The 19,957-nt window shown below is 73.8% G+C and carries 15 protein-coding genes and 1 pseudogene; 12 read left to right on the forward strand and 4 right to left on the reverse strand.

Annotation, left to right across the window (positions count from 1 at the left end; all coding sequences use genetic code 11):
• Window positions 1-17 precede the first annotated feature (17 nt).
• The gene (locus ACGF07_RS18435; RefSeq protein WP_350743846.1) at window positions 18-1,607 is read right to left on the reverse strand and encodes an acyl-CoA carboxylase subunit beta; all 1,590 of its coding nucleotides are present in this window, start codon (window positions 1,605-1,607) and stop codon (window positions 18-20) included.
• Window positions 1,608-1,852: 245 nt separating this feature from the next.
• On the opposite strand from ACGF07_RS18435, the gene ACGF07_RS18440 reads away from it, so the two are divergent.
• From ACGF07_RS18440 to ACGF07_RS18455, 4 genes and pseudogenes are all read left to right on the forward strand, one after another.
• On the forward strand, window positions 1,853-2,791 hold the full coding sequence (locus ACGF07_RS18440) for a biotin--[acetyl-CoA-carboxylase] ligase (protein ID WP_392899871.1): 939 nt from the start codon (window positions 1,853-1,855) through the stop codon (window positions 2,789-2,791).
• Between the two features lie 146 nt (window positions 2,792-2,937).
• Complete coding sequence (locus ACGF07_RS18445) at window positions 2,938-4,086, forward strand: adenylate/guanylate cyclase domain-containing protein (RefSeq protein WP_392899874.1); 1,149 nt, start codon at window positions 2,938-2,940, stop codon at window positions 4,084-4,086.
• 263 nt (window positions 4,087-4,349) lie between these two features.
• Window positions 4,350-5,465, forward strand: a pseudogene (locus ACGF07_RS18450) (diguanylate cyclase domain-containing protein); the annotation flags it as partial.
• A gap of 878 nt (window positions 5,466-6,343) precedes the next feature.
• Complete coding sequence (locus tag ACGF07_RS18455) at window positions 6,344-6,715, forward strand: hypothetical protein (RefSeq protein WP_392899877.1); 372 nt, start codon at window positions 6,344-6,346, stop codon at window positions 6,713-6,715.
• Here the strand turns inward: ACGF07_RS18455 and ACGF07_RS18460 are convergent.
• The gene (locus tag ACGF07_RS18460) at window positions 6,712-7,311 is read right to left on the reverse strand and encodes a TetR/AcrR family transcriptional regulator (RefSeq protein WP_392899880.1); all 600 of its coding nucleotides are present in this window, start codon (window positions 7,309-7,311) and stop codon (window positions 6,712-6,714) included. The genes ACGF07_RS18455 and ACGF07_RS18460 overlap by 4 nt on opposite strands.
• Window positions 7,312-7,433: 122 nt before the next feature.
• Here ACGF07_RS18460 and ACGF07_RS18465 point away from each other — a divergent pair, with 122 nt between their 5' ends.
• Both ACGF07_RS18465 and hutH read left to right on the forward strand, forming a co-directional pair.
• Window positions 7,434-8,642 carry a macrolide family glycosyltransferase gene (locus ACGF07_RS18465; protein ID WP_392899884.1) on the forward strand — a complete coding sequence of 403 codons (1,209 nt, stop codon included), beginning with the start codon at window positions 7,434-7,436 and terminating at the stop codon, window positions 8,640-8,642.
• 103 nt (window positions 8,643-8,745) lie between these two features.
• Window positions 8,746-10,323: a histidine ammonia-lyase gene (hutH, locus tag ACGF07_RS18470; protein WP_392899932.1), complete on the forward strand. Its 1,578-nt coding sequence runs from the start codon at window positions 8,746-8,748 to the stop codon at window positions 10,321-10,323.
• A gap of 46 nt (window positions 10,324-10,369) precedes the next feature.
• Here hutH and ACGF07_RS18475 read toward each other — a convergent pair whose 3' ends face one another.
• Window positions 10,370-10,789, reverse strand: coding sequence for a hypothetical protein (locus tag ACGF07_RS18475; protein WP_350743839.1), 420 nt, complete (start codon window positions 10,787-10,789; stop codon window positions 10,370-10,372).
• Window positions 10,790-11,014: 225 nt separating this feature from the next.
• Here ACGF07_RS18475 and ACGF07_RS18480 point away from each other — a divergent pair, with 225 nt between their 5' ends.
• From ACGF07_RS18480 to hutI, 6 genes are all read left to right on the forward strand, one after another.
• A complete protein-coding gene (locus tag ACGF07_RS18480) occupies window positions 11,015-11,884 on the forward strand; it encodes a MurR/RpiR family transcriptional regulator (protein WP_392899887.1) in 870 nt (289 codons plus the stop codon).
• 57 nt (window positions 11,885-11,941) lie between these two features.
• On the forward strand, window positions 11,942-12,265 hold the full coding sequence (locus ACGF07_RS18485) for a hypothetical protein (RefSeq protein ID WP_350743837.1): 324 nt from the start codon (window positions 11,942-11,944) through the stop codon (window positions 12,263-12,265).
• A 379-nt stretch (window positions 12,266-12,644) separates the two neighbouring features.
• The gene (gene hutU, locus ACGF07_RS18490; protein WP_350743836.1) at window positions 12,645-14,312 is read left to right on the forward strand and encodes a urocanate hydratase; all 1,668 of its coding nucleotides are present in this window, start codon (window positions 12,645-12,647) and stop codon (window positions 14,310-14,312) included.
• A gap of 20 nt (window positions 14,313-14,332) precedes the next feature.
• Window positions 14,333-15,514 carry an allantoate amidohydrolase gene (locus tag ACGF07_RS18495; RefSeq protein WP_392899934.1) on the forward strand — a complete coding sequence of 394 codons (1,182 nt, stop codon included), beginning with the start codon at window positions 14,333-14,335 and terminating at the stop codon, window positions 15,512-15,514.
• Window positions 15,511-16,863 (forward strand): formimidoylglutamate deiminase, encoded by a 1,353-nt coding sequence (locus ACGF07_RS18500; RefSeq protein WP_392899937.1) that lies wholly within the window; start codon window positions 15,511-15,513, stop codon window positions 16,861-16,863. Before ACGF07_RS18495 ends, ACGF07_RS18500 begins: the two co-directional genes overlap by 4 nt.
• A 48-nt stretch (window positions 16,864-16,911) precedes the next feature.
• A complete protein-coding gene (hutI, locus tag ACGF07_RS18505; protein WP_392899891.1) occupies window positions 16,912-18,087 on the forward strand; it encodes an imidazolonepropionase in 1,176 nt (391 codons plus the stop codon).
• A 321-nt stretch (window positions 18,088-18,408) separates the two neighbouring features.
• On the opposite strand, the gene ACGF07_RS18510 is transcribed toward hutI, so the two are convergent.
• Entirely contained in the window at window positions 18,409-19,917 is a 1,509-nt protein-coding gene (locus ACGF07_RS18510; RefSeq protein ID WP_350746649.1) for an oligopeptide:H+ symporter, read from the reverse strand.
• Between the last annotated feature and the right edge of the window lie 40 nt (window positions 19,918-19,957).

Raw genomic sequence — 19,957 nt, forward strand, 5'->3', positions numbered from 1 at the left:
CCCGACAGGGAAGGGGCCTACAGGGGGATGTTGCCGTGCTTCTTGGGCGGCAGCACCTCGCGCTTGCCGCGCAGCGCCCGCAGGCCCCGGACGATGTGCCGGCGGGTCTCGCTCGGGGCGATCACCGCGTCGACGTAGCCGCGCTCGGCCGCCAGGTACGGGTTCAGCAGGGTGTCCTCGTACGAGGCGATCAGCTCGGCGCGCTTCTCCTCGACGGTGCCGGCGGCCTCGGCCTCGGCGATCTCCCGGCGGTGCAGGATGTTGACCGCGCCCTGGGCGCCCATCACCGCGATCTGCGCGGTCGGCCAGGCCAGGTTGAGGTCGGCGCCCAGGTGCTTGGAGCCCATGACGTCGTACGCGCCGCCGAAGGCCTTGCGGGTGATCACGGTGATCAGCGGGACGGTGGCCTCGGCGTAGGCGTAGATCAGCTTGGCGCCGCGGCGGATGATGCCGTCCCACTCCTGCTCGGTGCCGGGCAGGAAGCCGGGCACGTCGACGAAGGTCAGCACCGGGATGTTGAACGAGTCGCAGGTGCGGATGAAGCGGGCGGCCTTCTCGCTGGCGTTGATGTCCAGGCAGCCGGCCAGGTCCATCGGCTGGTTGCCGACGATGCCGACGGCGTGGCCCTCGACCCGGCCGAAGCCGGTGATGATGTTGCCCGCGTACAGCGGCTGGGTCTCCAGGAACTCGCCGTCGTCCAGGACGTGCTCGATCACCTTGTGCATGTCGTACGGCTGGTTCGCCGAGTCCGGCACGATGGTGTCGAGTTCGAGGTCCTCGGCGGTGACCGTGAGGTCCGCCTGCTCGGGGTAGGACGGCGGGTCGCTCAGGTTGTTGGAGGGCAGGTACGAGAGCAGGCTCTTGACGTACTCGATCGCCTCCTTCTCGTCCGTGGCCAGGTAGTGCGCGTTGCCGGACCTGGTGTTGTGGGTGCGGGCGCCGCCCAGCTCCTCCATGCCGACGTCCTCGCCGGTCACCGTCTTGATCACGTCCGGGCCGGTGATGAACATGTGCGAGGTCTGGTCGGCCATCACCACGAAGTCGGTGATCGCGGGGGAGTAGACCGCGCCGCCGGCGCAGGGGCCCATGATCAGCGAGATCTGCGGGATGACGCCCGAGGCGTGCACGTTGCGGCGGAAGATCTCGCCGTAGAGGCCGAGCGAGACCACGCCCTCCTGGATCCGGGCGCCGCCGGAGTCGTTGATGCCGATGACCGGGCAGCCGGTCTTCAGCGCGAAGTCCATCACCTTGACGATCTTCTCGCCGAAGACCTCGCCCAGCGAGCCGCCGAAGACGGTGAAGTCCTGGGCGAAGACCGCGACCTGACGGCCGTCGATGGTGCCGTAGCCCGTCACCACACCGTCGCCGTACGGGCGGTTCCGCTCCTGGCCGAAGTTGGTGGAGCGGTGCCGGGCGAACTCGTCGAACTCGACGAAGGAGTCCTCGTCCAGCAGCTCGACGACCCGCTCACGCGCGGTCAGCTTGCCCTTGGCGTGCTGCTTCTCCACGGCCTTGGCCGAGCCGGAGTGCACCGCCTCGTCCAGCCTGCGCCGCAGGTCGGCGAGCTTGCCGGCGGTGGTGTGGGGGTCGTACGGCGCCTCGGTCATCCGGTGGCTCTCCCTGATCCTGGGCCGCGACCTGTTCGATTGCGCGCGGGCCGGAGTCGGGGGCCCGCGCTTGAGGGCAGGGCGGCGCTGCGAACTACCGTTGGGTAGCGTAGCCAGCGCGCAGGGCGATGCGTCATGTCCTGGCGTTATGGCCATCGACACAGTGTGTCGGCGCGCGTTGTGCGGGACGATGGGTCGGACTGCGCCTCCGGCACGTCCTGGTGCGCTGACCTAGTGTGCTGACCATGACCGCACCCGACACACCCGACGCGTCAGACGCCCCCGGCACTCCGGACACCCCCGCCGCCCCCCGCCGCAGCGGCCTGCGCGGCTTCGGCCGGACCGGACCGTCCCCCTGGACCGACCTGGACCGGCCCCCGCTGGACGAGGGCACGCTGCGCCGGGACCTGCTCGTCCCGGGCGGGCTCTGGACCTCGCTGGACGTCGTCGCGGAGACCGGCTCCACCAACACCGACCTCGCCGAGCGGGCCCGGGCCGGCGCCCCCCAGGGCGCGGTGCTGGTCGCCGAGGCGCAGAGCGCGGCGCGCGGCCGGCTGGACCGGCAGTGGACCGCCCCCGCCCGCTCCGGGCTGTTCCTGTCCTTCCTGCTGCGCCCCGAGGGCGTGCCGGTCGAGCGGTACGGCTGGCTGCCGATCCTGGTGGGGGTGGCCGCGGCCAGCACCCTCGGCCGGGTGGCCGGGGTCGACGTCGGACTGAAGTGGCCCAACGACCTCCAGGTGGACATCGACGGCGCGGAGCGCAAGCTCGGCGGCATCCTCACCGAGCTGAGCGGCGGCGCCGTGGTGACCGGGATGGGGCTGAACGTGTCGCTGCGCCAGGAGGAGCTGCCCGTCCCCACCGCCGCCTCGCTCGCGCTGGCGGGCGCCGGGACCACGGACCGCTCCGTCCTGCTGCGCGCGCTGCTGCGGGAGTTCGCCACGCTGTACGGCGAGTGGACGGCCGCCGCCGGGGACCCGCACGGGAGCGACCTGATGCGTGCCTACGCGGACCGCTGCACCACGCTCGGCCGCCAGGTGAGGGTCCATCTGCCGGGCGACCGGGAACTGGTCGGCGAGGCGGTGGCGATCGACGGGGACGGCCGCCTGGTGGTCCGTACGGCCGACGGCGTGCGCCGGGCGGTCGGCGCGGGGGACGTCGTCCACGTCCGCCCCGAAGCGCGCTGAACGGCAGTCTTCACCACCCCTTGACCCGGGCGGATGCCCCGGATCACGGGATTCCGTGCGAACATTCCACCTGGCAGCGGTGTGAGGCGCGCCACTGTCCGCCCGGGTGGCGGGCGGCGCGCCCGGACAGGTAGGAAACGAGGCAAGTGCGGCAACCGCACGGGGACGAACCGGTGGCAGAGGACGGCAGCGGCGGTACGGCGGGCAACCACGACCCCACGGTCGCGCTCGAACTGGAACGCCTGATCCTGGACGCGCCACGCCGCTACACCCCGTACCAGGCCGCGCGCGCCGCCGACGTCCCGATGGAGCTGGCCACCCGCTTCTGGCGGGCCATGGGCTTCCCCGACATCGGGCAGTCCCGGGCGCTCACCGACGGCGACGTGATCGCCCTGCGGCGTCTCGCCGGCCTGGTCGAGTCCGGGCTGCTCAGCGAGTCGATGGCGATCCAGGTGGCCCGCTCCACCGGCCAGACCACGGCCCGGCTGGCCGGCTGGCAGATGGACACCTTCCTGGAGAACCTCACCCAGTCCGCCGAGCCCGGGCTGACCCGCGCCGACGTGGCCTACCCGCTGGTCGAGCTGCTGCTGCCGGAGCTGGAGCAGTTCCTGGTGTACGTCTGGCGGCGCCAGCTGGCCGCCGTCACCGGCCGGGTGGTGCAGGCCGCCGAGGACCACGAGATCACCAGCGGCCGGCTCGCCGTCGGCTTCGCGGACCTGGTCGGCTTCACCCGGCTGTCGCGGCGCCTGGAGGAGGAGGAGCTCGGCGAGCTGGTCGAGACCTTCGAGAACACCTGCTCCGACCTGATCGCGGGGCAGGGCGGCCGGGTGATCAAGACCCTCGGCGACGAGATCCTGTACGTCTCCGAGGACCCGGCGACGGCCGGCGAGATCGCCCTGAGCCTGATCGAGGCGCTGGCCGAGGACGACACCATCCCGGCGCTGCGGGTCGGCATGGCCTTCGGGACGGTCACCCAGCGGATGGGGGACGTCTTCGGCACCACCGTGAACCTGGCCAGCCGGCTCACCTCGATCGCGCCCAAGGACGCGGTGCTGGTCGACGGGCAGTTCGCCGCCGCGCTGGAGCAGAACGGCAGCGTCGCCCCGCCGGACTCCGAGGGACCGGGCCTGGCGGAGGCGCTGTCGGTGGCCGCCGGGATGCCGGCCTCCGGTCTGCCGGTGCCGGGGCCGGACGACGGGGCCCGCTTCCACCTGCAGCCGATGTGGCGGCGGCCGGTCCGGGGCCTCGGGCTGGTCGAGCCGTGGCTGCTGTCGCGGCACCTGAAGGCGGAGTAGCCGGCGGGTGCCCGCGGCGGGGAGGGGAGGGACTCCCGGAGCCGGTGCCCTCCGTGGCACGGCGTTCCCGCGGGGCGCCCCTCGCGTGGCCGAACGGTTGAAAGCCGTACGGTCGCCGGGCGGGTCCGTCCGGGCAAACGGGGCATAACCCGACGAAATCGCCATAGTCTTGGTGCAAGCGGCCGGACGGGTGCGATCGGCTACGGGGGTCTGGCAGGACCGAGCACAGGGAGCGAGGCGAGCCGGTGAGCAGTGAGGCGATCATGACGGACCGCGGCTGCGACTGCGATGGCCCGCGCTCCGACGCGCTGCCCGACCTGCGGCTGCAGGCGGTGGTCGAACTCGCCCAGGACATGGCCGGTGCGCTCACCCCGCTGGAGGCCGTCCGGGCCGCCGCCGCCCGGGCCACCGAGGCGCTCGGCGCCACCATGGCGGCCGTCTCCGTCTGGGACCGCGAATCCGGCCGCCTGCGGGTCCTGGTCAACCACGGGCAGCTCGCCCCCGGTGAGGAGGAGCTGCCGGAGGACGAGTCGTACCCGGTCGCGGACTTCCCGGAGATCGTGACCTACCTGGAGGAGCGCTGGAGCACCGGGCGCCTGCCCCGCGCCTGGCTGCAGACCGCGGAGAACGACGAACCGTACACCGGCCACACCCACCCGACCGCCGGCGCGTACTGCCAGGAACGCGCCGCGGCGCTGCGCCGGCGCGGGCGCGCCTGCTGCGTGGTCGCGCCGATCGTGCTGCACGGGCAGGCCTGGGGCGAGCTCTACCTCGCCCGGTCGACCGGGATGCCCGCGTTCACCCAGGCCGACGCGGACTACGCGACCCTGCTCGCCGCGCAGGTCTCGGCCGGCCTCGCCCAGACCGAACGCCTCGCCGACCTGCGCAAGCTCGCCTTCTCCGACCCGCTCACCGGCCTGGCCAACCGCCGCGCGGTCGACGCCCGGCTGGAGAGCGCGCTGGAGGCGCACAACCGGGACAACACCGTGGTGTCGCTGGTGGTCTGCGACGTCAACGGGCTGAAGCGGGTCAACGACCAGCTCGGCCACGAGATGGGCGACCGGCTGCTGGAACGGTTCGCCCACCAGCTCTCGCTCGCCGCCGCCAAACTCCCCGGGAGTCTCGCCGCCCGGCTCGGCGGCGACGAGTTCTGCCTGCTGGTGGAGGGTCAGAAGGCCGACGAGGTGGTCGCCGTCGCCGAGGAGCTGTGCGCGCGGGCGCTGGCACTGTCCGAGGGCGAGGGGGTCGCCTGCGGCGTCGCCTCCACCGGGGACTCCATCGGCCCGGTCACCACGCCCGACCGGCTCTTCCGACTCGCCGACGCCGCCCAGTACCGGGCCAAGGCCGCCCGCGCCGCCCACCCCGTCGTCGCCGGGCGCAGCCACGGCCCGGGCTTCTCGCCCGACCCCACCGTGCTGCTCGCCGACGCGGCCGACCCGCAGCACCGCGCCGACGGCCGCCGGGGGCCGGGCGGACGGGCCGGTACGGGCGACCGGCGGCGCTTCCGCGGTGCCGCCCACAGCGCCGACCCCGGTCAGCTGCTCACCGCCGTCCTCTCGGCGCTCGACCAGGCCGCGGCCGCCCGGGCCGTCCACCCGGCCGACACCCTCGCCAAGCTGGTCGTGGTCGCCGAGACCTCCGCCCGGCTGCTCGACGCGGTCGGCTGGTGGGTCTCCTACGTGCCGCCCGGATCCCATCTGATGCGCACCTCCCAGCACGCCGTCTACCGGATGACCAGCGGACCGAGCAGCACCCGCGCCGAGACCCAGCGGGCCCAGATCGAGGCCCCGGACGCCGTGTTCGACCTGCGGCACTACCCGATGACCCGCCGGGCCGTGCGGGGCGGCGCGTTCGCGCTGCGCGCGGGCGCGGCGGGCAACGACCCGGCGGAGGAGGCGATGCTGGTCGTCTCCGGCTACCGGGGGATGGTCGCCGCGGGCGGGCAGAACGCGGCGGGCGGGTGGCTGGTCGAGCTCTTCGCCGACGACGCGACCCTGCCGCTGGGGCAGGCCGCCTCCGCGATGCGGGCGCTGGTCGCGGTGGCCCTGGCGGGAGCGGCCTCACCGCCGGCGATGTGAGGACCGCCCCGTACGGGCGCCGGGGGTCGGGCGCCCGGCGGGCGGACGGTGGGCGCTGCTTCGTCCCGGTTCGGTGACCGCGGGGTCGCGGGTGGGTCGCGGTTCGGTCCCGGGGGCTGCCGCGAGGGGCCGGGGCGGTGGGATGGTGGCGGGGGCGGACCGGGGAGCGGGGGGAGACGGTGGGCGGACGGTTGGTGGGCGCGGCGGTGGCCGGGGTGCTGGTGTTCGGGGGAGGGGCGGCGACGGCCGGCCCGGCGTCGGCGGCCGCGGTGACGGCCACCCCGGTGGCCCGACCGGTTCAGACCGTCCCGTCGCCCGTACGGACGACCCCCGCGCCGACGGCGCCCGAGCGGGCGCCGCGGCTGAGGGCGGGTCTGCGGGCGCACCGGATCACGGACCAGGCGGCGTCGCGGCGCGTCCGGAAGGTCCGCCGCAGCGTCGTCGGGCGGGCGCTGGACGCGGTGTTCGGCTGGCTCCTCGCCGCGGTGCTGGGGACCGTGCTGGTCGTGGCACTGCTGGTGCACCTGGTCAGGCGGCGCAACGGCCGTTAGCCGTCGGCCCCGAGGGCGCGGAGCACGGCGTCGACCAACCGGTCCGCGTGGTCGTGGTCGAGCGGGCCGAGTTGGTGCATCCAGCGGTAGTACAGCGGGCCGTAGAGGAGTTCCACGGCGAGGTCGAGGTCGGTGTCGGAGGGGATCCGGCCGGTTTCGCGGGCGGTGCGGAAACGGTCGCGGGTGACCTCCAGCAGCGGATCCAGCAGCCGGGTGCGGTACTCGGCCTGCAGCGCCGGGTCGTTGAGGATTTCGGCGCTGAGGGCGCGGTAGGTGCGGTCGAGCGCGGGGTCGGTGAGCTTGCCGGCGGAGCCGCGCAGGACCGTCCGCAGGTCGGCGGCGAGGTCGCCGGTGTCGGGGAGGGCGATGTCGCCGCCCTGTCCGGTGGCGGCGAGGAAGGCGTCGAAGACGACCGCGCCCTTGGAGGGCCACCACCGGTAGATGGTCTGCTTGCCGACGCCGGCCCGGGCGGCGATCGCCTCGATGGTGAGCTTGCCGAAGCCGACCTCGGAGACGAGTTCGTGGGCGGCGGCGAGGACGGCCGCGCGCGAGCGTTCGCTGCGGCGGGCGGGGTCGGGGCTGGTTCTGGGGGCCATGGGAAATCCTTTGCCGGGCAACGAGACGAGACGTATCGTATCTGTCGTCGAGATCGCGAGACGCAACGTCTCGTCTAGGCGATTCTCGTCATCCCGTCGTCCGCGACCCCGGAGGTGCATCCATGACCCGCTCCCACCCCGCCCACATCCTGATGGTCTCCATCCCGGCCCACGGCCACGTCAATCCCAGCCTGGCCGTGATCGCGGAGCTGGTCGCCCGGGGCCACCGGGTCAGCTACGTCAACGCCCCCCGCTTCCGGGAGGTCGTCGAGTCCACCGGCGCCGGCTTCGTGCCGTACCCGTCGACGCTGCCGCTCACCGACGACCCGGCGGGCTGGGCCACGGACCCGGTGGCGCTGCAGGAGCTCTTCCTCGACGACGCGCTGGCCATGTGGCCCGTCCTGCTGGAGCACTTCGACGGCGGCGCCGACCGCCCCGACCTGGTGCTCTGCGACATCGCGGGCTTCGCCGGGCGGGCGCTCGGCGAGCGGCTCGGCGTGCCGGTGGTGCAGCTGTCGCCCACGTACGTCGGCTGGGAGGGCTTCGAGGAGGACTTCCCGGAGGTCTTCGACGCGGTCCGCAAGGCGCCAGGCGGGGCAGAGCACTACCGCCGGTTCGCCGACTGGCTGGCCGGAGCCGGTGCGGTGCAGCGCGACGTGGACGCCTTCAAGAGCCGCCCGGAGCGGGCGATCGCCCTCATCCCGCGCGCCCTGCAGCCGAACGCCGACCGGGTGGACGAGGAGCGGGTGACGTTCGTCGGGCCCTGCTTCGGCGACCGCGCCGAGCAGGGCGCGTGGCAGCGCCCGGCCGGTGCCGAGAAGGTGCTGCTGGTCTCGCTCGGCTCCGCCTACACCAACCAGCCCGCCTTCTACCGGTCCTGCGTCCGGGCCTTCGGCGACCTGCCCGGCTGGCACACCGTGCTGCAGATCGGCGCGCACACCGACCTGGCCGAGCTGGGCGAGGTGCCCGGCACCGTCGAGGTGCACCGCTGGGTGCCCCAGCTGTCGGTGCTCGCGCAGGCCGACGCCTTCGTCACCCACGCGGGCATGGGAGGCTCCAGCGAGGGGCTGTTCCACGCCGTGCCGATGATCGCCGTGCCGCAGGGCGCCGACCAGTTCGCGAACGCGGACGCCCTGGTCGGCCTCGGTGTCGCCCGCCGCCTCGACACCGCGGCCGGCCCGGAGGAGCTGCGGGCCGCGCTGCTGGAGCTGGTCGACGACCCCGCGGTGCCCGGGCGGCTGTCGGCCCTGGCCGCGGCCGGTCGTGCCGAGGGCGGCACCGGGCGGGCGGCGGACCTGATCGAGGCCGAGCTGGTGTCGGCCCGGGGGTAGCGGAGGGCCCGGGCGTGCGGTGCGGACCGGGGCGGCGGAGAATCCGGATGGTGAGCAGCTGTTGTCATATCTTCATTCACCTGGTGTGATTGTGTATATGGATATGCACAGTGCTGTGGCCCCCGACGCTCCGCTGGTCCAGGTCGGCAAGGCCGACGTCAGTGCGGAGGACGTGCTGGCCGTCGCCCGGGGCAACGCCCGGGTCGAGATCGGCCCCGACGCGCTCGCCGAGATGGCGGCCGCCCGCGCCCGGATCGACGCCCTCGCCGCCGAACCGCGCCCCGTCTACGGCGTGTCGACCGGCTTCGGCGCCCTCGCCGTCCGGCACATCAGCCCCGAGCTGCGCGCCCAGCTGCAGCGCTCCCTGGTGCGCTCGCACGCGGCCGGCATGGGGCCGGTGGTCGAGCGCGAGGTGGTCCGCGCGCTGATGTTCCTGCGGATGAAGACGCTGGCCTCGGGCCGCACCGGCGTCCGCCCCCTGGTCGCCCAGACCATGGCCGCCCTGCTCAACGCGGGCATCACCCCGGTGGTCCGGGAGTTCGGCTCGCTCGGCTGCTCCGGCGACCTCGCCCCGCTGTCGCACTGCGCGCTGGTGCTGATGGGGGAGGGGACCGCCACCGGCCCGGACGGGGTGGAGAAGCCCGTCGCCGAGCTGCTGGCCGCCGCCGGCATCGAACCGGTCGAGCTGCTGGAGAAGGAGGGCCTGGCCCTCATCAACGGCACCGACGGCATGCTCGGCATGCTGGTGATGGCCATCGCCGACCTCCAGCGGCTGTTCACCACCGCCGACATCACCGCCGCGATGAGCCTGGAGGCGCTGCTCGGCACCGAGAAGGTGCTCGCCCCCGAGCTGCACGCCCCGATCCGCCCCCACCCCGGGCAGGCGCTCAGCGCCGCCAACATGCTGGCCGTGCTCAAGGGCTCCGGACTCACCGGCCACCACCAGGACGACGCGCCGCGCGTCCAGGACGCCTACTCCATCCGCTGCGCCCCGCAGGTGGCCGGCGCCGGCCGGGACACCCTGGCGCACGCCCAGCTGGTCGCCTCGCGCGAGCTGGCCGCCTCGGTCGACAACCCGGTGGTGCTGCCGGACGGCCGGGTCGAGTCCAACGGCAACTTCCACGGCGCGCCCGTCGCGTACGTGCTGGACTTCCTCGCCATCGCGGCCGCCGACCTCGGCTCGATCTCCGAGCGCCGCACCGACCGGCTGCTCGACAAGGCCCGCTCGCACGGCCTGCCGGCCTTCCTGGCGGACGACCCGGGCGTGGACTCGGGCCTGATGATCGCCCAGTACACCCAGGCGGCACTGGTCAGCGAGAACAAGCGGCTCGCCGTCCCGGCCTCGGTCGACTCCATCCCGTCCTCCGCGATGCAGGAGGACCACGTGTCGATGGGCTGGTCGGCCGCCCGCAAGCTGCGCCAGGCGGTGGAGAACCTCGGCCGGATCCTGGCCGTCGAACTGACCGCTGCGGCCCGCGCGCTGGAGATCCGTCAGCAGGCCGACTCGGGCAGCCGGCTCGCCCCGGCCACCGCGGCCGCGCTGGCCGCCGCCCGTGAGGCGGGGGTCGGCGGCGCCGGCCGGGACCGCTTCCTCTCGCCGGACCTGGAGGCCGCCGCCGCGCTGGTCGCCTCGGGGGGCCTGGTGCGGGCGGTGGAACAGGTCACCGGGCCGCTGGCCTAGATCTGCTGCGGATGCGGGGCGACGGGGCCGGGCCGTGCGGACCGGCTCAGTCCCAGTCGCCCCGCGGGCGGTCCCGGCGGTCGTGGCGGTTGCCCAGCGCGGCCGCGAGGTTGACCCCGACGATCCCCGCCCAGCAGACCAGCAGACCGACGAAGCCGCCGCCCTCGGGGCTGCTGGCGATCGCGGTCAGCGGGATGCCGAAGGCCAGCGAGACCACCGCCAGGCGGTTGCCGGACCGGCCGGGCGCCCAGCCGCGGCGGTCCCGGTCGTGGCCCCGGTCCCGGTAGGAGGGCCCGTAGCCGTCCGTCCGCTCGCCGGCCGGGCGACCGCCCCGGGCGTCCAGGCGGGCGTCGAGGCGCTTCATGAAGGAGTCGACGAGCGCGTCCTCGTACTCCTTGCCGAGTTCCTTGCGGGCCTGCAGGGTGGCGTCGAGGTCGCGCCGCAGATCGTCCTGGCGAGTGTCCATGCCCATAGCCTGGGGCCGCTGCGGGGCCCGGTCCATCCGTTCGCGGGGGGAATCCGGGCGGGGTCAGGGGGAAATCAGGGTTCCCCCCGAGCCCTTCCGGCCGGGCCCGCCGTCCGATCCTCGGGACGTCCCACGGGGCATCCCGCCGTACGAGACGTCTTTGCCAGGCGCGCCGCGCTGCTGCACAGTCGTCGTCCGAACCGCTCGCATCCGGAGGTACCGCTGATGACCGCCACTGACGAGGCCGGCACCGTCGGCCCCTCCGCCCGGTTGCTGCAGCTGTTCGAAGGGCACCGGCTGACGCCCACCCAGCGCCGGATCGCCCACTCGCTGGTCCGGCACGCCACCGAGGCGCCGTTCCTGTCCAGCGTCGAGGTCGCCGAACTCGCCGGGGTGAGCCAGCCCTCCGTCACCCGCTTCGCGGTCGCGCTCGGGTACGACGGCTACCCGGCGCTGCGCAAGCAGCTGCGCGACCTCGGCGCGGGCGAGCCGGCCGCGCCGGAGACCCCGGCCGACGCCGTGCGCAACGAGCACCAGCAGGCGGTGCTGGCCGAGATCGAGCACCTGCGCCACCTTGCAGAACTGCTCGCCGACACCGAGCCGATCACCCGGGCCGCCCGGCTGCTCGCCGCCTCCCGCCCGCTGCCGGTGCTCGGCCTGCGGGCCGCCTCGGCGCAGGCGCGCGGCTTCGCGTACTTCGCGGCCAAGGTGCACCCGGACATCCGGCTGCTGGACGAGGGCGGCAGCATGCTCGCCGACCGGCTGGAACAGGCCACCGCGGCGGGCGCCACCGCGCTGCTCTGCTTCGCGCTGCCGCGCTACCCGCGGGAGTTGATGGACGCTCTGGTGGTCGCCCGGGACTGCGGACTGACCGTGCTCACGGTGGCCGACAGCGCCTTCTCCCCGGTCGCCAAGCTCTCCGACCTGATGCTGCCCGCGGCCGTCGGCACCGGGCTGGTCTTCGACACCGCCTGCGCGCCGATGATGCTCGGCCGGGTGCTGCTGCAGACCATGTGCGACGAACTCCCTGGTGCGGAGGCCAGGTTGGAGGCGATCGAGCAGTCGGCGGCGGCGCGCGGGCTCTTCCTGGAATAACGGCCGAAGGACTACTCGCCCCGAAGCCGGGCATCCCCTACAGCAGGGGGTGCCGCCATGCGCGTGATCCACGAGATGAAGTTCGTCGGCCGCCTCGCCTCGGGTGCCGACGAATGGTCCTGCCCCACCTGCGGACGCCGCGTCACCCTGCGGCGCCTGCCCGATCCCGAACTGACCGTCCTCGATCCGGGCGACGAGTCCGCCGTCCACGTCGGCGTCATCGAACCCGACGCCCGCGCCGCCGCGGCTGCCGAGCGCTACGGCCTCGGCCCCGTCCAGAACGTCCCCCGCCCGCCGTCCCCGCCCGCCCCGGACGCGGACGACCGCCGCTGGCTCGCCGAGATCGGCATCGACTGGGACGGCGGCGACGCGGCGGCCTGAGCGTGTTCGCCCGGTGCGGGCGCGGACCGGGGAGTCCGGCCGCCCGGGTTCGGCGGGTGCCCGTCCCCGGTTCGACGGGCCGCGGAGCGGTGGGCGGTGGGCGGTGGAGAAGTGGGCGGGCTGCGCCGTGCCCGCCGCACCGCACGCCCCGGGGGCCGTGCGGTGCCTGCACGGTTCCCGCGGGCCGGTGACGGCCGCCGTCGCGCCCTCCGCCCCCGTACTGGGCCGAGTGGCTGGTGTTCGCCGGGTCCGGGCCGGCGCGCCAAGTCGGCCGGTGCCGGCGCTGATCGGATGGTGGCGGGGTCTGGTCGAACGTTCGCTGTTTAGATATATTCAGCCGAACAGAGCCTGAATGAATCCATCCGCAGGAGGCCGGGACATGGTGCAGCAGACGAGCGGGCCGCGAGAGGTGCGCGCGGCGCGCGGGACGGGACTCACGGCGCAGGGGTGGCAGCAGGAGGCTGCCCTGCGGATGCTGATGAACAACCTCGACCCCGAGGTGGCCGAGCACCCGTCGAAGCTGGTCGTGTACGGCGGCACCGGCAAGGCGGCGCGGGACTGGCGCTCCTTCGACGCCATGGTGAAGACGCTGCAGGGGCTGAAGCAGGACGAGACCATGCTGGTCCAGTCCGGCCGGCCGGTCGGCGTGATGCAGACCCACGAGTGGGCGCCGCGCGTGCTGATCGCCAACTCCAACCTGGTCGGCGACTGGGCCAACTGGGAGGAGTTCCGCCGCCTGGAGAGCCTCGGGCTCACCATGTACGGCCAGATGACCGCCGGCTCCTGGATCTACATCGGCACCCAGGGCATCCTCCAGGGCACCTACGAGACCTTCGCCGCCGTCGCCAACAAGCGCTTCAACGGCACGCTGGAGGGCACCATCACCCTCACCGCCGGGCTCGGCGGCATGGGCGGCGCCCAGCCGCTGGCCGTCACCATGAACGGCGGCGTGGCGATCTGCATCGACTGCGACCCGTCGCGGATCTCCCGCCGGATCGAGCACCGCTACCTGGACGTCGAGGCCAAGGACCTGTCCCACGCGCTCCAGCTGGCCGTGGAAGCCCGCGACAAGCGGCAGCCGCTGTCCATCGGCGTGCTCGGCAACGCCGCCGAGCTGGTCCCGCAGCTGCTCGCGATGGACGCCCCGATCGACATCGTCACCGACCAGACCAGCGCCCACGACCCGCTCAGCTACCTGCCGGTCGGCGTCGCCTTCGAGGACATGGCGGACTACGCGGCCGCCAAGCCCGCCGAGTTCACCCAGCGCTCCCGCGAGTCGATGGCCCGGCACGTCGAGGCGATGGTCGGCTTCCTGGACCGCGGCGCCGAGGTCTTCGACTACGGCAACTCGATCCGCGGCGAGGCCCAGCTGGCCGGCTACGACCGCGCCTTCGCCTTCCCCGGCTTCGTCCCGGCGTACATCCGCCCGCTGTTCTGCGAGGGCAAGGGCCCGTTCCGCTGGGCCGCGCTGTCCGGCGACCCGCAGGACATCCACAAGACCGACAAGGCCGTCCTCGACCTCTTCCCGGAGAACGAGTCGCTGGCCCGCTGGATCCGGATGGCCCAGGAGAAGGTGCACTTCCAGGGCCTGCCCGCGCGGATCTGCTGGCTCGGCTACGGCGAGCGCGACAAGGCCGGCGAGCGCTTCAACGACATGGTCGCCTCCGGCGAGCTGTCCGCCCCGATCGTGATCGGCCGCGACCACCTGGACTGCGGCTCGGTGGCCTCCCCGTACCGCGAGACCGAGGCCATGCTGGACGGCTCGGACGCGATCGCCGACTGGCCGCTGCTCAACGCCATGGTCAACGTGGCCTCCGGCGCCTCCTGGGTGTCCATCCACCACGGCGGCGGCGTCGGCATCGGCCGCTCGATCCACGCCGGCCAGGTCACCGTCGCCGACGGCACGGCCCTGGCGGGCGAGAAGATCCGCCGGGTGCTCACCAACGACCCCGGCATGGGCGTCATCCGGCACGTGGACGCCGGCTACGACCGCGCCACCGAGGTCGCCGCCGAGCGCGGGGTCCGCGTCCCGATGGGTGAACTGTGACGGTTCCGTCCTTCGAGGAGATGTGGGCGGAGCTGCTCCCCGTGGGCCGCTCCGCCTCCTCCGGCGGCTACCGCCGCTTCGCCTGGAACTCCGCCGACGCCGAGTGCCGCGCCTGGTTCGAACAGCAGGCCCGCGACCGCGGCCTGACCTACGAGCTGGACCGCAACGGCAACCAGTGGGCCTGGCTGGGCGACCCGACCGCCGGGGGTGCGGTCGTCACCGGCTCGCACCTGGACTCCGTCCCGGACGGCGGCGCCTTCGACGGCCCGCTCGGGGTGGTCTCCTCCTTCGCCGCGCTGGACGAACTGCGCGCCAGGGGAGCCGGGTTCACCAGGCCGCTGGCGATCGTCAACTTCGGCGACGAGGAGGGCGCCCGGTTCGGGGTGGCCTGCATCGGCTCCCGGCTCAGCTCGGGGGTGCTCTCCCGCGAGGCCGCGTTCGAGCTGCGCGACGCCGACGGCGTGCGGCTGCCCGACGCGATGGAGCGGGCCGGCTACGACCCGACCGCGCTCGGCGCCGACGACGAGCGGCTGGCCCGGATCGGCGCCTTCGTCGAGCTCCACGTCGAGCAGGGCCGCCACCTCGCCGAGGGGCAGCCGGTCGGCGTGGCCAGCGCGATCTGGCCGCACGGCCGGTGGCGGTTCGACTTCCACGGCGAGGCCAACCACGCCGGCACCACTCGGATCGAGGACCGCCGCGACCCGATGCTGACCTTCGCCAACACCGTGCTCGCCGCCCGCAAGAAGGCGAAGCTCGCAGGTGCGCTGGCCACCTTCGGCAAGGTCGCCGTCGAGCCCAACGGCACCAACGCGATCGCCTCGCTGGTGCGCGGCTGGCTGGACTCCCGCGCCGCCGACGAGGCCACCCTCACCGAACTCGTCGCCGAGATCGAGCGGGCCGCCGCCGAGCGGGGCGGGCGCGACGGCGTCCGGGTCGAGCTGATCCGCGAGTCCTACACCCCGGTGGTGGACTTCGACGGCCCGCTGCGCGACCGGCTCGCGAAGCTGCTGGACGCGCCGGTGCTGCCCACCGGCGCCGGACACGACGCCGGCATCCTGGCGTCCGCGATCCCGACCGCCATGCTGTTCGTGCGCAACCCCACCGGCGTCTCGCACTCCCCGGCCGAGCACGCCGAGACGGCCGACTGCCTGGCCGGGGTCGCCGCTCTCGCCGACGTACTGGAGGACCTGGCGTGCCAGTGACCGCAGTGAGCTACTGGGCGCAGTACGCCTGGCTGCCGCACCCCAACGGGCCGGTGGTCGAGCAGGACGTGCTGATCGCCACCGGCCCGGACGGCCGGATCACCGGCGTCACCCCCGACAGCGGACCCTGCCCGCCCGGCGCCGTACGCCTCGACGGACTGGTGCTGCCCGGCCACGCGAACGCCCACTCGCACGCCTTCCACCGGGCGCTGCGCGGGCACGTCCAGGTCGGCTCCGGCACCTTCTGGACCTGGCGCGACACCATGTACCGGTTCGCCGGCGCGCTCGATCCGGACGCCTACCTGGAACTCGCCACCGCCGTCTACGCCGAGATGGCGCTCGCCGGGATCTCGGCCGTCGGCGAGTTCCACTACCTGCACCACGCGCCCGGCGGCGCCCGCTACGCCGACCCCAACGCGATGGGGGAGGCGCTGATCGAGGCCGCCGCCCGGGCCGGCATCCGGATCACCCTGCTGGACACCTGCTACCTGTCCTCCGGCTTCGGCGCCGCGCCCACCCACCCGCAGCTGCGGTTCAGCGACGGCGACGCCGAGGCCTGGGCGGTCCGGGCGGACGCGCTCAAGCCGGGCGAGCACGCCCGGATCGGCGCCGCCATCCACTCCGTCCGGGCCGTCCCGGCGGAGCAGCTGGGCACCGTCGCGCAGTGGGCGGCGGTGCGCGGGGCGCCGCTGCACGTCCACCTGTCCGAGCAGACCGCCGAGAACGACGCCTGCCTCGCCGCGCACGGCGTCACCCCGACCCGGCTGCTCGCCGACCACGGCGCGCTCGGCCCGCGCACCTCGGCCGTGCACGCCACCCACCTCACCGAGGAGGACGTCAGGCTCCTCACCGACTCCTCCACCGCCGTCTGCATGTGCCCCACCACCGAGCGGGACCTCGCGGACGGCATCGGCCCGGCCCGCCGGCTCGCCTCGGCGGGCAGCCCGATCACCCTGGGCAGCGACAGCCACGCGGTGATCGACCCGTTCGAGGAGGCCCGCGCCCTGGAACTGGACGAGCGGCTGCGCACTCGCACCCGCGGCCACTGGACGGCCAACGCCCTGCTGCGGGCCGGCGGCGAGGACGGGCACGCCTCGCTCGGCTGGCCGGAGGCCGGGCGGATCGAGGCCGGATCGCTCGCCGACTTCACGGCGATCGCCCTGGACACCGTCCGCACGGCGGGCCCGCCGCCCCGGCTCGGCGCCGAGATCGCCGTCTTCGCCGCCTCGGCGGCGGACGTGCGGCACCTGGTGGTCGGCGGGCGGCACGTCGTCCGGGACGGCGTGCACCAGCTGGTGGGCGATGTGCCGGCGGCGCTGCGCTCCGCGATCGGCGCGCTGGACTGCTGAACCTGTTGTCCGACTCCCTTTGTCCGACTCCCTTCGGAAGGCGTTGACTTGAGCACCAGGACCACTGTGATCACGGGCATCGGCAGCCTGGTCACCAACGACCCCGGGCACGGCACCGGGCCGCTCGGCCTGCTCACCGACGCGGCCGTGGTGGTAGACGGCGACCGCATCGCCTGGGTCGGCCCGTCGGCCCAGGCCCCGGCCGCGGACGAGCGCTTCGACGCCGCGGGCCGGGCGCTGCTGCCCGGCTTCGTCGACTCGCACGCCCACCTGGTGTTCGCGGGCGACCGCACCGCCGAGTTCGACGCCCGGATGTCCGGCCAGTCCTACTCGGCGGGCGGCATCCGCACCACGGTGGCGGCCACCCGGGCCGCGAGCGACGAGGAGCTGGAGGCCAACGTCGCCCGGTTCGTCCGGGAGGCGGTGCGGCAGGGCACCACCACCATCGAGTGCAAGTCCGGTTACGGGCTGACGGTCGAGGACGAGGCCCGGGCGCTGCGGGTCGCCGCGAAGCACACCCCCGAGACCACCTACCTGGGCGCGCACATCGTCGCCCCCGAGTACGCCGAGGACCCGGCCGGCTACGTCGACCTGGTCACCGGCGAGATGCTGGACGCCTGCGCCCCGCACGCCCGCTGGGTGGACGTGTTCTGCGAGAAGGGCGCCTTCGACGGCGACCAGGCGCGGGCCGTCCTGACCGCCGGCATCGAGCGCGGCCTCACCCCCCGGGTGCACGCCAACCAGCTGACGTACGGGCCGGGCGTGCAGCTCGCCGTCGAGCTGGGGGCCGCCTCGGCGGACCACTGCACCCACCTGGCGGACGAGGACGTGGCGGCGCTGGCCGGCTCGGCGACGGTCGCGACCCTGCTGCCGGGGGCGGAGTTCTCCACCCGCGCCGAGTACCCGAGCGGCCGCCGGCTGCTGGACGCGGGAGCCGTGGTGGCGCTGTCCACCGACTGCAACCCGGGCTCCAGCTTCACCAGCTCGATGGCGTTCTGCATCGCGGTGGCGGTGCGCGAGATGGGCATGACCCCGGACGAGGCGGTCTGGGCCGCGACCGCCGGAGGCGCCCACGCGCTGCGGCGCACGGACGTCGGCACCGTCGCGGTCGGCTCCCGGGCGGACCTGCTGCTGCTGGACGCCCCCTCGCACGTCCACCTGGCCTACCGGCCGGGCGTACCCCTGACGGCGGCGGTCTGGCGCGCGGGCGTCCGGGAGGTCTGAGCGCCGGGTGCGGATCGCACGTCGCCCCGTCGAGCCGACCGGCCCGACGGGGCGACGTGCGATCCGCTCGGGGCTTTCCCGGGGGCCTTTCCCGCACCCGCCTGAGCCCGCCGTGGGAAGTCGGCCGGGCCGACTTCCCACGCGTTCAGGTGATCCCTACCCGCCGGCCGGGGCGGGCCCGACCACGCCGAGCCGGTCGGTGCGCCCGGGTACCGGTCCCTCCGCGCCCACTGCCTGCCTCAGGGCACCGTAGGCGGAAAACGACCGGGGCCGCCGTGGATCTCAGGAATCCACGGCGGCCCCGGAGCGGGAGGGCGGACGTCAGTGCACGTCGCCCATGAGCTTGACGACCTTCTTGCGGTACATCGCCAGCGCGACACCGGCGACGATCGCCATCACGCCCTGGACCGCGAAGTACGCGGTGCCGCCGACCACCTTGTCGCCCAGCACCAGCTGGAAGATGGCGGCGACGCAGTCGCCCGCGGTGACGGCGAGGAACCAGACGCCCATCATCTGGCTGGCGTACTTGGTGGGGGCCAGCTTGGTGGTGACGGACAGGCCGACCGGGGAGAGGGTGAGCTCACCGACGGTCTGGACCAGGTAGACCATGGCCAGCCACAGCGGGGTGACCTTGGTGTCGCCGTGGGCGGCGGCCATCGCCAGCATCATGACGATGAAGGAGGCGCCGATCATCAGCAGGCCGAAGGCGAACTTCATGGTGGTGCTGGGGTTCTTCGACCGGCGGGCCAGGGCGACCCAGATCCAGGCGAAGACCGGGGCCAGCGCCATGATGTAGAGCGGGTTGAGCGACTGGAACCAGCTGGACGGGAAGTCGATCCCGAACAGGGTCGACGCGGTGTGCTCGTCGGCGAAGACGTTCAGCGTCGAGCCGGACTGGTCGTAGATCATCCAGAACACGGCGGCGGCGACGAAGAACCAGATGTAGCCGCTCATCTTGGACTGCTCTTCGGCGTCCAGGTCCTTGTCGCGCTTCACCTTGGCGAAGACGAACACCGGGATCGCCAGGCCGGCGATGGACAGCGGCCAGATCGCCCAGTTGATGGTGAAGTGGCCGGTGAGGCCCACGACCGCGTAGAAGACCGCCGCGACGGCCAGCCAGATGCCGGCCTTGGTGAAGATCTTCCGCTTCTCCTCGGCGCCGATCGGCGAGGTGACCACGTTGCTCTTCGGGCTCAGGTGGCGGGTGCCCAGCAGGAACTGGAACAGGCCGAGGGCCATGCCGATGCCGGCCAGGGCGAAGCCGAGGTGCCAGTTGACCGTCTGGCCGACGGTGCCGACGACCAGCGGGGCGACGAAGGCACCGAGGTTGATGCCCATGTAGAAGATCGTGAACCCGCCGTCCCGGCGCGGGTCGTTCGGCCCGTCGTAGAGGTGGCCGACCATCGTCGAGATGTTGGCCTTGAGCAGGCCCGAGCCGACCGCGATGAAGACCAGGCCGACGAAGAAGGACGCACTGACCGGAACGGCCAGCAGGAAGTGGCCGATCATGATGATCGTGCCACCGAGGGCGACCGTCTTGCGGGCGCCCAGGAAGCGGTCCGCGATCCAGCCGCCGGGGAGGGCCAGCAGGTAGACCATGGCCGTGTAGACGCTGTACACGGCGGCGGCGACCGCCGTCTTCATGCCGAGGCCGCCGTCCGCGATGGAGGCGGTCATGTAGAGCACCAGCAGGGCACGCATGCCGTAGTAGCTGAAGCGCTCCCACATCTCGCTCATGAAGAGAGTGGCGAGTCCCCGGGGGTGCCCGAGGAAGGTCTTGCCGCTGGGAGAGGCCGACGTGACGCCGGCGTCCAGGGTCGTAGACGCCATGAGTAGTGGTTCCTTGCCTGACAGCGTCCGCCTAGGGGGG

The organism is Kitasatospora sp. NPDC048194, assembly GCF_043202455.1.
Lineage (GTDB): Bacteria > Actinomycetota > Actinomycetes > Streptomycetales > Streptomycetaceae > Kitasatospora.